The sequence below is a fragment of the Flavobacteriaceae bacterium genome (assembly GCA_014075215.1).
Classification (GTDB): domain Bacteria; phylum Bacteroidota; class Bacteroidia; order Flavobacteriales; family Flavobacteriaceae; genus Polaribacter.
The window spans coordinates 2803780-2817185 of record CP046177.1 but is presented as its reverse complement, the minus strand read 5'-3'; the positions used below and the strand labels follow the sequence as shown (position 1 = coordinate 2817185).

Sequence of the window (13406 nt, the reverse complement as noted above, 5' to 3'; positions counted from 1 at the left end):
TAGAAAGCTATGGGTAATGGAGAGAAAACCAGTGGAGACGGTTATAAATTCATAGGCCGTGGTATTTTTCAATTAACCGGAAAAAATAATTATACGGCTTTTAAAACCTGGTATAATAACAAATATGACCCTGATAAAGATTTTGTTGCTAATCCGAGTTTAATTACCAGCAATGATACTATAGCCGTTATGAGTGCCTTGTGGTTTTATAAAACTGAAGTAATGGATAGGATCAGTCCCGGAATAGATTCATTAACCACTGTGAAAAAAATCACATATAGAGTGAACAGAGGTGAGAATGGTTTACCCTATAGAAAAGAAATTTTTAACAAAGCAAAAGATTCAATAACTTGTATAAATTAAAATAAAATGAAAAAAATAAAATTTTTGTATTTAACAATATTTATGATAATGGCTTTAACACCAATAAGTTGTAAAGCACAAGCTCCGCAACCTGATATACAAACAGCAATCATTGGAACCTGGCTTGCAGAAGATGATCCAAATGTAAAATTAGTTTTTAATTCTGACGGAACATATAAAACTTATTATGACAATGAACTAACCGGTACTTACACTTATTCTTTTTCGCATCAGTGTGGTTCGGAATCAGATGAAAAAGCCTGGTTTTTAAAAACAATTCATCAAGAGTATTTAGATCAAGCATGTTATGAAGTTTATGGAGCTAATGCAGATAATAATAGGACTTTATCTATGAGAGAGATGAGAATTGGTAAATTATTTATTTATACTAAGCAATAAACACAATGCCGCTATTATAGATTTTATAAACTTTGGTAATGGAGGTCATAACCAACACTTACGGCTCCTGTTGAGTTCGCAGACCCCAAGATGTCCTGAGGGAAGCGGAAAGATGATGATAGACGGTGTTTGTGTATGTCCGCCACATACCAATAAAGTAGAGGGTGCCGGAGGAAATTGTGTATGTCCGGAAGGCAAGATAGAAAACTATCAGGGGGTATGTGTAGATAAACCTTGTGAAGGATATCCGGTTCCTAATCCTGAAATTGCACCGCAGACCAATTCCGGTATTGAGGGAGGGCTACATGATACTTGCGCAAGAAAAAATTTAAAATATATCTGCAAAGAGATAAGAGGAAGAAAATGCATAATGGTGTAGATATAAAAAACCCTTACGGTGCTCCTATTTTTGCCATTTATGGGGGAACTGCAACAAAATACACGCAATATAAAGATGGAGAAATAAGTGGTGCGGGTCATTATGTAGCAATAGTATCAAATGTGAATGGACAAACAGTTAGAATGGTTTATTTTCACTTACAGGAAAATAACAGAGTATCGGGTACAATTAATGCAGGAGATATTATTGGATATCAGGGAGATTCCGGATCAATCTCAAAAGTTGTGTGTGAATTTAAAATAGTATTGTGATCTTTGTAAAAAAAGGAGGTTGGATACTTATATAGATTTACTAAAATTAATTTTACCAGAGTTGTTAGTTGAACATTTTGATTTGTCAAAACATAGTGTTGAAAATGAAGTGATGCATTTGTATTTTGAAGAACGTAACATAGTTCCCAAAGAAGAATCAGAACGTATCTTGATAGCTCACGGATTTCATAAAGAGCTTACCATTCAAGACTTTCCATTACGAGGCAACACAGTATATCTTCACATTAAACGTCGTAGATGGTTAGATAGGAAGACCAAACAAATTGTACAAAGAGATTGGAATTTAGTAGCACAGGGGACTCGAATGACAGAGCAGTTCGCTGCTTTTTTAAAAGAAATTAGTAGATAGAGAAACCAGTGATTGTAGAACTATAGGTAGATTTTACGGAGTTGATGGTAAAAAACTTGGACGTCAATATCGTGATTATTTAAGTGAGTTTAAACAATGGAAACAAAAAAAACATGCTAAAGAGTGGCATGTTTTTCCTGAAAATATAGGTGCTTATTTATCTATTGATGAAACAGCATTGTCTAAAGGAGAACTCTACACCATTATTACCAATAAAAAAGCCAAAGGTAAAAAAGGAGCTATTGTAGGGGTTTTTGCAGGCACTAAGATAGAACCCATTATAGAACAGTTACTTAAAATATCCTCTAAAAAAAGAAACAAAGTCAAAGAAATTACACTAGATATGGCGAACTCTATGAAAAATATAGCCAAAACATGTTTCCCTAAGGCCATACAAGTAACTGATAGATTCCATGTGCAAAAACTAGCTCTAGAAGCGCTACAAGATATTAGAATAAAACATCGATGGAATGCAATAGACCTAGAAAATGACCTAATCAAGTTAGCAAAAACAAAAGGTAAAGAGTATCAACCTGAGATATTTGACAATGGGGACACTAGAAAACAACTCTTAGCTAGAAGTAGATATTTACTCTATAAATCTCCTGAAAAATGGACACAAAATCAATATCTAAGAAGCAAAATACTTTTTGAAAAATATCCTGATATTCAAAAGGCTTTTAACTTAAATCAGAGCCTTAGAAATATATTCAATACAGCTAAATCAATACAAATTGCATATACAAAACTAGCACATTGGTATAATGATGTAGAAAAATCTGGTTTTAAAGCTTTTAATACAATAGCAAATACAATTTCTATAAATTATCGGTCAATACTCAATTATTTTATCAATCGGAGTACAAATGCTTCTGCTGAATCTTTTAATGCTAAGATTAAAGCCTTTAGAGCGCAGTTTAGAGGTGTTAAAAATGTAGAATTCTTCCTGTTCAGATTAACACAAATTTTTGCCTAAAACACAACAATTAGTCTTGATCCATTAACGCTCAATCTATTAGATTATGAGAAAAATATTCAGAACATATAAGTTCTGTTTGTAAAAAATAGATTATATTTGTTCTGTAAAGCGTTTTTAATTGGTCTATATAAGTTAAAAAGTGTGGATAAGTTAACGTGAACTGACTTTACAGGTCTTAAAAAATGGGCGATAATGATAAAAAACATGGCAATGATGCCACACAATCGTTCCTGAAAAGGAACACAAATACAATTTAAAATGAAAAAAATAATTTATTTATTTGCAGTAATTGTGTTTACTTTCGGAATGAATGTAAATGCACAAGACATTGCAATGGTTGATAATAGTAAAACTATTAATGACATTGCAGCAATTGAAAAAATATCTTCAAAAGACGATAATGTTTCACCAGAAATACAGAAATTGAAAGCTGAGTTTTTAAAAGAAATTAAGCAAAAATATTTTTTAGACAATGGTTTAGCAGTTCCACGTTCATTAGAGATTATATTAATAAGCGATCGTAGAGGTACAATTAAAGCTTATTTTTCATTTTCTGGAAAAATGGGGGTTGGTCGTAAATCTAAAGCTGGCACATTAATAATTTCAAAAGGCACAACAGCATTAATAAAAAGTAGTGATAAAGAATTTGCTATTTATCAAAAATAATTGATATTGAAATAAAATACCGAGAGCACTTTAAACAGGTGCTCTTTTTTTTGTTTTATTCTATAATATGTTCATGTTTATTATAGGAAAGAAATTTATTACTTCACTATTACTTCTAATTGTTTTTCTCAGCCCTTTGAGTCTTCAATTTAATACAACTACAAATACGAATGCTGAACTACCTACAATTTCAATAGTTGAAAACTCAGCACATGCCCTAAGCGTTCCTTGTGAAGATGGGTGGTTTAATTTTATTGATACTGCAGCTTGTGGAATTGGAAACTTTGTTTTGACATATTTTGAGTTGATTTGGTTTTATACCACCCAAATATTAGTCGTATTGGTTGGACTGATGTTTGACGCCTTTTTGTTCTTTTCAATAGATAGTCAATTTTATCGAACTGGTATGATTGAGGCTGGTTGGGAAATATTACGGGATTTCACCAATATTGCGTTTATCTTTGCTCTTCTTGTCCAAGCATTTCAAATGGTATTGGGAGTAAATATTTCCAAAGCACGAAATAAATTGGTCAAGGTAATTCTAGTTGCATTAGTCGTAAATTTCAGCCTCTTTGTATCATATGCTATTATTGACAGTTCTAATATTCTTGCTCATGTTTTTTATAATAAAATTGATGCTTCACAAGCTCAAGATTATAATAGTCAAATTCAAGATGGAGTTGAAGTTGAGGGAACTACTATTAGTGAATCAGGCTCTGATGTGGTTGACATAACAAAACAGTTTTTAGAAGGAGTAGGCGCTGATACACGTTCTGTTTCTTTAGCAATTGCAGGAAATATTAATCCGCAAAAAATCATTAATTCTACTCCTAACAACAATCAAAATGGAACGTTTAGTTTTGGGCAAGCATTCATAATAGTTACTATGTCTGGATTGATGAATATATTATTGATATATCTGTTTGGGTCTATTATGTTTCTCTTTGTAGGAAGAACATTAGCATTAATAATGTATGCAATTTTAGGTCCTGTCGCCTTTGTTAGTATTTTGATACCTGGGTTAGAGAATAATAAATACATAGGGTTAGGCAATTGGTTTAAACAGATGTTTTCTCTAGCATTTATGGCTCCGATATTTTTATTCTTTATGTATATCGTTGTTACATTTATAAACAACAAAGCAATATTAGGGAGTTTAAATTCAGGTAATCAAAGCTTTTTCGGAGGTATTATGAGTGTATTTATGTTGTTCTTTATGATTGGAGGCTTGTTATATTTTTCTAAAAAAATAGCAAAAGATATGGCTGGAGAATTAGGTGGTATGTTGAGTAAGGCTGTAATGGGCTCTGTTGGTGCTGTGGTCGCTGTTGGTGCTGTTGCAGCAACAGGAGGGGCTGCTGCCGTTGGAATGGGTGCACGTGCAGCAGGTGGTGTTGCGTCAATGGCTGGTAAAAAAGGAGCTGCAAAATCGTTAAGCTCTTTTGGAAAGCGGGCGATGTCTTTAAAAGCAGATATTACAAAATTGCCAGGTTTCAAAACAGTAGTTGGTAAAAAAGCGACAAATATGATTGGAAAGGTTACAGGACGTTCAGCATTAGGACATATTGACCATGCAAAAAAGAAAAGTGGACTTAAAACAGCTTTTGGTAGTGAATACGATAAGTTAACTTCTGATAAAGAAAATAAGGAGTTAAAAGATGCAAATGATGCTGCAAAAGCTGCTCAAAGAAAAGCAGAGGCAAAACATGAGTCTGAACTTTATCAAAAGCGATTTGATGCTGAATTAGCACGTAAAAAACGTAATGAGAAAAAAGATGGATTTATAGATAATGATGGAAAAAACGGAGGTTATAAAGAAGCAAAATCACAAAGTGATAATGAAAACAAGACACTTGGAGATCTTAATAAAACACTCAAAGGGCTTCAAAAAGAACGAAAGGACTTAGGAGATAGAAGTTCTGGGTTTAATTCTGATAATTCAAAGCATGATGAAAAAGATAAACAAATAAAAGAAATTGAAGCAAAAATCACTGTTTCTCAAAATAGCAAACAATCTGCTGATACCTATATTCAAAATATTTCTACAGATTACAATAACAAACAAGCTGCTGCTAATCAAAAACGAGCAGAGCAAAAATCAGCTGGTGAAGCAGCTGCAAATGAATCTAGGGCTACTTCGGCTGCAAAAGCAAGTACTGCTGATGTGACTGACAAAATTCTAAAAGGGCAAAAGGCAAAAGGAGGAAAAATTGAAGATGTATTGAAGAAAGCTATTAAGGAGGGTGATCTAGTTCTTGATGATGAAAATGATGGGAAATAAAAATCACTTGGAGTGGTTTTTGTTTTTAAAAACTTGAATAATGGTATGATGTTTTTATGAAAGAAAAAACTAAAATTTCATGGACAGCATTGCGATATGAAAATGAAACAAATAATATTCAATTACAAATTGGGTTAGCTTTTATTACGGGTTGTATTCTTGTAGGATCTATAGTTTTTAAAAACTACTTACTTGGAATTATTATAGTTATATCTGCTATTTTAATTAAATATCTTAAAAAAGATGAATCAGAATATATTCCCATTGAGATAGATAACAGAGGTATAAGACCCTCAACTATCCGAACATATTATAATAAAATTGTCGCATTCATTCGTTGGCTTGAGTATTATAATCACATTGAAGGAAAATTAAGCTCAAAAATGACAAAACCTCCAATTCCAAAATATGAAGATGAAAGAGCTTTAACAGATGATGAAGTTTCTAAAATAATTGCATCAATAACACTATATTCAAGAAGAGATGATTTTTTATACGCTCGTGATTTAGTTATCATTAGTTTACTTATATATACTGGAATCCGAAGAGGAGAACTTTTAGGGCTTCGCATTAGTGATATTGATTTTCAAACAAATACTTTGTTCATCAATGGAAAAACATCAAAATCAAAAAAAAGTAGATATATACCTATTCACTTTTCTTTATTAACTCAATTAAAACTATATCTAAAAGAACGAGAAAAAAGAAAAACACAATGTGAAATGTTAATCGTTTCTTCTCAATTTGACACTCCATATACTGTTCACGGTTTAAAATCTTGGGTTAAAAAATATGCGGAACTCTCAAGTGTTCGATTCCATTTACATCGATTTAGGCACACTTTTGCTTGTAAATTAGCAAAACAAAATGCTGATATTGTAAGCATAATGAATGTAATGGGGCACTCAACAACAAGAATGACAGAACAATATCTTCGTTCTATCAAAGCTGAAAATTCAAGGGTATTTATTCAAAATATGACTTTTTAAAACTATCAAATGATGGTATAATCATACAGTCGATACATTTATAAATTAGCACTTTTTTATTCCAATAAAAAAGTAAACATATAGTAGATGTATTACTATTTCTTGGATAAAATTTATGCAGATAGGTGGTGCAGAAAAGCACCTTGTAAATACTACAACAAACCCTCTAAAACCCTTATAAAATAACGTTTTAGAGGGGTTAGGTCGGTATTCCAAATCTTGCACTGACGAGGTGGCAGGTTCGAGTCCTGTCAGGTCCACAAATCGCCCTTATATTTTCCCGTTTTAGGAAGATTGAGGGCTTAAAAAATAGTCGTTTGCAACCACCTGCCCAACTTAGGTGGTTCAAGAATCCTTTAGAAATAGTAATATATCTACTTAGAAACAAGTATGAATATTGAATTATTACTAGAGGATTTTTGTCATTATTCAAGTTATATAAGGGGTGTTTCTCCAATGACGGTAAAACGTTATCGTGAGAAAATTAAAACATTTTATAAGGTTATGAATATTCAAGATATAGAAGAAGTGAGTGAGCAGATAACTCAAAACTTCTTTTTACACGGAAGAGTAAAAAGACAATGGAAAACCGCAACATAAAGAACTTATTATATGACGCTTATTGTCTTTTTTCGTTGGTGCATTAAAAAGGGGTATTTAGAAACTAATTTTGCTGAAACTATTGAAGTCCCAAAACTAGAGAAGTCATTACCGAAAGCAATTAAGAGGAAGGAGGCATTATTGTTATTAGAAGTGGCTTATAATTATCCATACACACATCAATTTTTGAAATATAGAAATCACGCTATATTTTCAATGTTTTTATTAACAGGGCTTCGAAAGAGTGAATTATTAAATTTAAAGCTAACTGATGTTGACTTAGAGAATTTAACGGTCTTTGTAAGGCAAGGAAAGGGGAATAAAGACCGTATTGTGCCTATGAGTTACACTTTGGCTCAATCTTTAAAAAGATACCTCTTAGAACGTAAAAAGCAACGCAAGACTTGTTCAGAATTTTTCACCTCATCAAATCGAAATAAAGGATATTCAGAAAATGGATTAAAACTTCTTGTTAATCAATTACGTCAAGCATCAGGAATTTATTTTACTATTCATACCCTACGTCATACATTCGCAACCCTTATGCTTGAGGGTGGATGTGATATTTTTAGCTTATCAAAAATGATGGGACATAGCGATATTAAAACGACAACTATCTATCTTTCTGCAACAGCGGAACACTTGCGTTCACAAGTAGTTAAACATCCTCTAAATTTAGAATGAAAAATTACAAATAAGCATATCTATAGCTCAACAAAGACAGAAGATATACTGTAGTAATGAGCTATATCTACCACACAAACGTCCCAAACAATCTATTTGATACTTATCTTAAAAATTTAGGCTATGCTGAGTTAAAAGTACTCCTAGTGGTCATACGTCAAACCTACGGATGGAAGGACAAACGAACAGGAACATATAAACATTGGGATTGGATATCGCAACAGTTTTTCGTGAGAAAAACAGGACTCTCAAACAGAGCTGTTTCGACCGCCATTTCCAAATTAATATATAAGCGATTAATAGAAGTTAAAACAAAAAGGGAAGACTTATGCTTAATAAAACAGAGCGTCAACGTGCATCAAAATTATATTTCTCTTGTACCTTGAAATTAAAGACCAGTGAACTTAACAGCAGTACACCAGTGAAGAAACTTCACACTACAATAATTAAACATACAAATAAGTACCGTGAAGTAAATTCACAAGGATTTCAAAAAATACAATTTCCAAAGAGCAATATCCCATAAATACCACTTGTACACAGCCTTTCCACTAAAAATAAAGAGAGAGCGGATTTTTTTTGTAATATTTACAAAAAGGCAAATCTATCGTGTTGTAATCAGTTCGTTTATCATTGTTCTCAGGTGTTCTTTAAAATAATCACGCACCTTAATTTAATATGATAAACAATACAATACACTTACTTAAAAGCTATCGTGAACTCACAGGCGTTGCACTGCAAGACATGGCAACCCTTATCGGCATTGATACTGGAAACCTATCAAAAATAGAACATGGAAAGTTAGAACCTAATATTCTCGTCATACTTTCCTATCACCTCATTTTAAAAATACCCATTGAAAAACTTTTCAAATATCAATATCCAGAAACTATTAAAAGCTGTTTACGAAATAGTTTGGCACTAAAGGATGAGTTAATTCCTGAGGTACAAAAACCCCATATCAAAAAACGTATTACACAAATTGACACCATCATTGACCGACTTGTAATTCTTGATAAGGAGTATGTCAACTAATCCAATTACCATAACGCTGTACCCCAATGCTTTTGGAATGGGATATTTGATTAGCGAATCACCAAAAGAAATCATCAATTATGGAGTGGCAAAAATTAGACCCTTAACAAAAGATAGATATGTAAAACGTCTTCTTCATTTTGTAAAACTCTACAGGCCACAGTTAATCATTCTTAGGGATTATACAGGTGCAGATAATCGTATTAGCAAACGTATCGTAAAAGTTATTGATGCTTTTAAAAAGGAAGCTGAAAAATTAGATTTACCCATACACACTTATTCAAGAGAAGATATTAAAACTGTTTTTAAACAATTTGGAGGGAATTCTAAATATGAAATTTCTAAAACAATTTCTTCGTGGTATCCAGAGTTACAAGCTCGCATGCCTGACCTGAGAAAAAATTCTTCAGCGGAACATTATCAAATGGGAGTATTTGATGCCTTTGCATTAATGCTTACGCATCAGTATTTGGAGTAATAGGAGATGTGAAAATCTGAGGTTTTATTTAATCAAAAAGATTACATTTATATCAAAATACCGTGTATGAAAAACACCAACATATATTCAGTCTCAACACTTACTTCTTTATATTCTCAAAGTCTTTCATCGAGTTTAGATGCTCAACTTATTACTCTTGAAGGATTCTATTTTGATAATCAAAGAAAGCTATATGGTGCTTGTTATTACGATGAATTGAGGGATAAGAATAAGAAGTATAAAATAACATTACAATTAACTGAAAGTATTAAATCAAAGTTGGCTTCTGGTCGCTATTACCAACTATCGAAGAATTTAAAGCTTTGGATATGGAAAAGTTCTATAAAAGCTTTGGCTTAACACAGATGCTTGATACCATGAAAAATTTTCACACCTATAAACATTATATAAATGATGAGGGATTAAATTTAAACAGAAAGGTTCATCTATATCCTGTAATACTTGTAAATGAACCTATTTTAGGGGTCATTTGCCAGCTTATCAAGGTAATTGTGAGTGTTCAGGGGTTCCTGTTTTTCCAGAATATTTTATAGACCCCGCTTTTATAATTTATATTGAATTTAATGAACCCACAGTTGTAGCAGATGAAGTAGATAATATAACTTCAACCACTGCCCAAGTAGAAAGCAATTTAACTAGTGAATGTAGCTCAATCGTAACCGAAAAAGGTGTATGTTGGAGTACTGTAACAACTCCTACTATAAATAACAATTTTTTAACAAGCAATAATAACGAAGTTGGCGAATATTCTATTCAATTAACAGGTCTTTCTCCAAGCACAACTTATTATGTAAGAGCCTATGTAAAATATAACAATCAATATGTATATAGTAACAATGAGGCTTCTTTTACAACAGAATGTAGCCCTAGTACATATAATGGTAATATAACCTTAACGACACAACAACAAGTTGATGATTTTGGTGCTAATTGTTACACTGAAATTACTGGTAATTTATTCATAGAAAATTCAACTGATATTCAACAATTAGATGCATTAAATTCTATAAGTATTTTAGGAGGAGGCTTAAAAATTCATAATAATTCTATACTTTCAAATATTAATGGTCTTAATAGTTTAAACTCAATTGGTTATTACAGTAGTGGACCTAACAGATATACTGTAAGGATTACAAATAACTCTAACCTCTTAAATGTTGATGGTTTGAGTAATTTAAATGCCTCTCAAAAAAGCATAACTATTAATTCTAACAATAGTTTAGTAGATATTAATGGTCTAAATGAGATCACCACAATTGGTGACGTATTTACTATCGTTGGTAATGATTCCTTAACATCTATCGATGGATTAAATAATTTAATCTATGTAGCCTCTTTATTTGATATTGAAAATAATTCGTCTTTGACTTCTATAAGTGGTTTTAACAGCTTGACTACGATTGAAGGTATTAGCGCAATAAATAATAATAGTAATTTGATTGAAATAACAGGTTTAAATTCACTTAACTCAATTGGTTTAAATTCTTTTCATTATTTAGCAATACAAAACAATACAGTATTAACTAATATATCTGGTATAAGTAACCTAATGACATTAACTGGTAATTTACAGATTAAGACAAATAGTTCTCTTTCAAATTTATGTGCTATCACAAGTTTAATTAATAATGGTGGAGCAACCGGAAGTAAATATCAAGTTGAAAATAATGCATATAATCCAACTCGTCAAGATATAATTGATGGAAATTGTAGTCAATAAAAACTTAACTCTAAATTAGGATATGTATTTTTCCCTTGATGTAATATAAGTTAAGGCAAAATTGTTTTATTATATAATAAGTTCATAATTCTATTTTTCATTTCTGAGGAAATATTTTTCTCCATATTCTCAATCCGTTCAATAGTCCGTGTACTTACATTAATTTGCAATGCTAATTCATTCATGGTTAATCCATATTCAATGCGATATAATAAACATTTATTTGATAGGGAATTAGTCCCATCTTCCCAATAGTTATATCCCAAAAATTCAACAACCTTTTTTCTATACTTAACATGGGGAATGTACTTATTCCACTCCCAATTTTGATACGAATCTTTAAGTACTCCGAAATACTTGGCAGTATCTTTTTGACTCCATTCACGTTTCAGTCGTTCTCTTTTGAGTTCTGCTCCTAAACTCATATCTTGTGGGTCAGGTAAGGGAAGTCTATGAGGTTTTTCAGCACACAAACGTATATTACAAATGGGCGTCATACCATTGCTGTTAGTAAATTTGAAAAAGGAGATAGAAACCCTACAAGACCTCAAATACTCAAACTAGCAGATGTGTTAGAATTAGACGTAGATTTGCTTTTAACACTTTGGTTAAGAGATAGAGTAATGAAGTGCAAGGAGAAGAAAACTCATTAAAAGCCCTTAAAATGGCTAAAAATAAGATTAAAACACTGTATATTAAACTTGTATAACCAAAAATTAAACTACCATGCAAAGAATCACACAAATTGGAGGCATTATAATAAATTCAACTTCTGTTGAGATATTAAAAGAGAAAATTCCTGTTGCTGAAATTATTTCAGAGCCAGTATATAATATTATAGAAGGAGGTACATATAATCAATATTGGGTAAATATTTTTACTAATATTCCTAATCATGAGTTACTTATAGAAACGTCAAATTTAGATAGTTCAGTGTTATTAAATTACGGGAATTTTGAGTCAGAATATAATACAGACAATAAAGAATCCAAAACAAAAAAAAGAAGTGAAATGGCAATATTATACTTAAAATATAATGGGTTAGTTGCTATATCAACTTGGATTAATTCAGATAGAGACAATAAAAGAGTGCATTGCAGGAGTTTCGAAGTTCTTTTTAATGCTAAAAGAAATATTCAAGATTTTAATCTAGTAAGAACCTCATTTAATTACTCTGTAAAAAATCCGAATAATAGTGTTAATGCAGAAGCTATTTTAGTTAGAAATGAAAACATAGACCCAAGAACCTCAAGAGGAACAGTTACGACTGTCAGAAGAGAAAAAAGATGAGATGGTTTATTATATTATTAATTCCAACACTTCTTTACTCTCAAAATAATATTGATGATGAGAAGCTTAAATATTCTATTGAGCAAATATGTCAAGGAAAGTATCCTTATTTCCATAAAGCCCACTCATTTTATTTTGAACATAAAATAGATTCCGCATATCTGTACTGCAGTAAAGCGTCTATTTCAAGCAAAAAACAAGAAATAAATGATTATTTAAACTTCATTTATGGAGTGTGTGCTTATAGCAAGAAATTTGATTTAATTGCCCAAAATAAGTTTAGTGACATCAGTTTTAATTTTCCATATTATTATCTTTTAAATTATAATCTTGGAGGTATCTCTTTAGAAAATGAAGAATTTCAAAAGGCATTATCTTTTTATAATAAAGCTATTGCTTCACAGCAGATAAAAAGCAATGCAAAGCTTAAAATCATTTATCATAATATCGGAATATGTCATTTGCATTTAAAGCAATTTAATAAAGCCAAAGGTTTTTTGAAAAAAGAAATAGAAGTTAGTAAGCAAGATAAGGATACTATAGGTGTTATATACGCAAAACTTGACTTTGGAAATATATACTACGAACAATATAAAGATGACATCGCTATTGGTTTTTTTGAAGAAGCATATAATCTATCAACATTAATCTCTGATTTTAATGTAAGGCAAGTTACTTCAGAAAACTTGGCTATTGTAGAGAAAAATAGAGGAAACTTTAAGAATAGTATGACTTATTTTGAAAAGAGCATGATGTGGAAAGATTCTATTTGGAACAGAGATAAGATTTCCCTTTTAATGGAATGATGCCAAAAAAGTTCAAGAAACTCTTCAAGAGGATTACAATGTTTTTACATTTTATGATGTAAAAAGTGCTAAAG

At 31.4% G+C, this 13406-nt stretch carries 19 protein-coding genes; 18 read left to right on the top strand and 1 reads right to left on the bottom strand.

Translation table 11 applies throughout. From position 1 onward, the window contains the following. Positions 1–9 precede the first annotated feature (9 nt). From GKR88_13895 to GKR88_13820, 16 genes are all read left to right on the top strand, one after another. A complete protein-coding gene (locus tag GKR88_13895; protein ID QMU65278.1) occupies positions 10–363 on the top strand; it encodes a hypothetical protein in 354 nt (117 codons plus the stop codon). Positions 364–369: 6 nt separating this feature from the next. After that, complete coding sequence (locus tag GKR88_13890; protein ID QMU65277.1) at positions 370–762, top strand: hypothetical protein; 393 nt, start codon at positions 370–372, stop codon at positions 760–762. A 70-nt stretch (positions 763–832) separates the two neighbouring features. Continuing rightward, positions 833–1141: a hypothetical protein gene (locus GKR88_13885; protein QMU65276.1), complete on the top strand. Its 309-nt coding sequence runs from the start codon at positions 833–835 to the stop codon at positions 1139–1141. Then, complete coding sequence (locus tag GKR88_13880; GenBank protein QMU65275.1) at positions 1126–1413, top strand: peptidoglycan DD-metalloendopeptidase family protein; 288 nt, start codon at positions 1126–1128, stop codon at positions 1411–1413. The genes GKR88_13885 and GKR88_13880 overlap by 16 nt, the downstream gene beginning before the upstream one ends. Positions 1414–1432: 19 nt before the next feature. Next, positions 1433–1783 (top strand): transposase, encoded by a 351-nt coding sequence (locus GKR88_13875; GenBank protein QMU65274.1) that lies wholly within the window; start codon positions 1433–1435, stop codon positions 1781–1783. Positions 1784–1805: 22 nt separating this feature from the next. Beyond that, positions 1806–2759 (top strand): DDE transposase, encoded by a 954-nt coding sequence (locus GKR88_13870; GenBank protein ID QMU65273.1) that lies wholly within the window; start codon positions 1806–1808, stop codon positions 2757–2759. A gap of 261 nt (positions 2760–3020) precedes the next feature. After that, positions 3021–3428 carry a hypothetical protein gene (locus tag GKR88_13865; protein ID QMU65272.1) on the top strand — a complete coding sequence of 136 codons (408 nt, stop codon included), beginning with the start codon at positions 3021–3023 and terminating at the stop codon, positions 3426–3428. A gap of 73 nt (positions 3429–3501) precedes the next feature. Beyond that, positions 3502–5709 carry a hypothetical protein gene (locus GKR88_13860; GenBank protein QMU65271.1) on the top strand — a complete coding sequence of 736 codons (2208 nt, stop codon included), beginning with the start codon at positions 3502–3504 and terminating at the stop codon, positions 5707–5709. A 56-nt stretch (positions 5710–5765) separates the two neighbouring features. Continuing rightward, entirely contained in the window at positions 5766–6698 is a 933-nt protein-coding gene (locus tag GKR88_13855; GenBank protein QMU65270.1) for a tyrosine-type recombinase/integrase, read from the top strand. 390 nt (positions 6699–7088) lie between these two features. Beyond that, positions 7089–7298 carry a hypothetical protein gene (locus GKR88_13850; protein ID QMU65269.1) on the top strand — a complete coding sequence of 70 codons (210 nt, stop codon included), beginning with the start codon at positions 7089–7091 and terminating at the stop codon, positions 7296–7298. Between the two features lie 12 nt (positions 7299–7310). Then, a complete protein-coding gene (locus GKR88_13845) occupies positions 7311–7982 on the top strand; it encodes a tyrosine-type recombinase/integrase (protein ID QMU65268.1) in 672 nt (223 codons plus the stop codon). A 56-nt stretch (positions 7983–8038) separates the two neighbouring features. Then, positions 8039–8368 carry a hypothetical protein gene (locus tag GKR88_13840; GenBank protein ID QMU65267.1) on the top strand — a complete coding sequence of 110 codons (330 nt, stop codon included), beginning with the start codon at positions 8039–8041 and terminating at the stop codon, positions 8366–8368. A 292-nt stretch (positions 8369–8660) separates the two neighbouring features. Then, positions 8661–9017, top strand: coding sequence for a hypothetical protein (locus GKR88_13835; protein QMU65266.1), 357 nt, complete (start codon positions 8661–8663; stop codon positions 9015–9017). Next, complete coding sequence (locus GKR88_13830) at positions 9007–9495, top strand: hypothetical protein (protein QMU65265.1); 489 nt, start codon at positions 9007–9009, stop codon at positions 9493–9495. The genes GKR88_13835 and GKR88_13830 overlap by 11 nt, the downstream gene beginning before the upstream one ends. Before the next feature lie 66 nt (positions 9496–9561). After that, positions 9562–9855 carry a hypothetical protein gene (locus GKR88_13825; GenBank protein ID QMU65264.1) on the top strand — a complete coding sequence of 98 codons (294 nt, stop codon included), beginning with the start codon at positions 9562–9564 and terminating at the stop codon, positions 9853–9855. Between the two features lie 130 nt (positions 9856–9985). Continuing rightward, positions 9986–11236 carry a hypothetical protein gene (locus GKR88_13820; GenBank protein ID QMU65263.1) on the top strand — a complete coding sequence of 417 codons (1251 nt, stop codon included), beginning with the start codon at positions 9986–9988 and terminating at the stop codon, positions 11234–11236. 50 nt (positions 11237–11286) lie between these two features. Here the strand turns inward: GKR88_13820 and GKR88_13815 are convergent, their stop codons facing one another. Next, on the bottom strand, positions 11287–11733 hold the full coding sequence (locus GKR88_13815; protein QMU65262.1) for a helix-turn-helix domain-containing protein: 447 nt from the start codon (positions 11731–11733) through the stop codon (positions 11287–11289). Between the two features lie 229 nt (positions 11734–11962). Here GKR88_13815 and GKR88_13810 point away from each other — a divergent pair, with 229 nt between their 5' ends. Together GKR88_13810 and GKR88_13805 are read left to right on the top strand one after the other, a co-directional pair. Then, positions 11963–12526: a hypothetical protein gene (locus tag GKR88_13810; protein QMU65261.1), complete on the top strand. Its 564-nt coding sequence runs from the start codon at positions 11963–11965 to the stop codon at positions 12524–12526. After that, positions 12523–13332 carry a hypothetical protein gene (locus GKR88_13805; protein ID QMU65260.1) on the top strand — a complete coding sequence of 270 codons (810 nt, stop codon included), beginning with the start codon at positions 12523–12525 and terminating at the stop codon, positions 13330–13332. Before GKR88_13810 ends, GKR88_13805 begins: the two co-directional genes overlap by 4 nt. Positions 13333–13406: the final 74 nt, after the last annotated feature.

Bases quoted from the DNA above. Each gene is read 5' to 3' on its own strand.
- GKR88_13895 (QMU65278.1), top strand. From the start codon at position 10: ATGGGTAATGGAGAGAAAACCAGTGGAGACGGTTATAAATTCATAGGC.
- GKR88_13890 (QMU65277.1), top strand. From the start codon at position 370: ATGAAAAAAATAAAATTTTTGTATTTAACAATATTTATGATAATGGCT.
- GKR88_13880 (QMU65275.1), top strand. From the start codon at position 1,126: ATGCATAATGGTGTAGATATAAAAAACCCTTACGGTGCTCCTATTTTT.
- GKR88_13865 (QMU65272.1), top strand. From the start codon at position 3,021: ATGAAAAAAATAATTTATTTATTTGCAGTAATTGTGTTTACTTTCGGA.
- GKR88_13860 (QMU65271.1), top strand. From the start codon at position 3,502: ATGTTTATTATAGGAAAGAAATTTATTACTTCACTATTACTTCTAATT.
- GKR88_13855 (QMU65270.1), top strand. From the start codon at position 5,766: ATGAAAGAAAAAACTAAAATTTCATGGACAGCATTGCGATATGAAAAT.
- GKR88_13850 (QMU65269.1), top strand. From the start codon at position 7,089: ATGAATATTGAATTATTACTAGAGGATTTTTGTCATTATTCAAGTTAT.
- GKR88_13845 (QMU65268.1), top strand. From the start codon at position 7,311: ATGACGCTTATTGTCTTTTTTCGTTGGTGCATTAAAAAGGGGTATTTA.
- GKR88_13840 (QMU65267.1), top strand. From the start codon at position 8,039: ATGAGCTATATCTACCACACAAACGTCCCAAACAATCTATTTGATACT.
- GKR88_13835 (QMU65266.1), top strand. From the start codon at position 8,661: ATGATAAACAATACAATACACTTACTTAAAAGCTATCGTGAACTCACA.
- GKR88_13830 (QMU65265.1), top strand. From the start codon at position 9,007: ATGTCAACTAATCCAATTACCATAACGCTGTACCCCAATGCTTTTGGA.
- GKR88_13825 (QMU65264.1), top strand. From the start codon at position 9,562: ATGAAAAACACCAACATATATTCAGTCTCAACACTTACTTCTTTATAT.
- GKR88_13815 (QMU65262.1), bottom strand. From the start codon at position 11,733: ATGACGCCCATTTGTAATATACGTTTGTGTGCTGAAAAACCTCATAGA.
- GKR88_13810 (QMU65261.1), top strand. From the start codon at position 11,963: ATGCAAAGAATCACACAAATTGGAGGCATTATAATAAATTCAACTTCT.
- GKR88_13805 (QMU65260.1), top strand. From the start codon at position 12,523: ATGAGATGGTTTATTATATTATTAATTCCAACACTTCTTTACTCTCAA.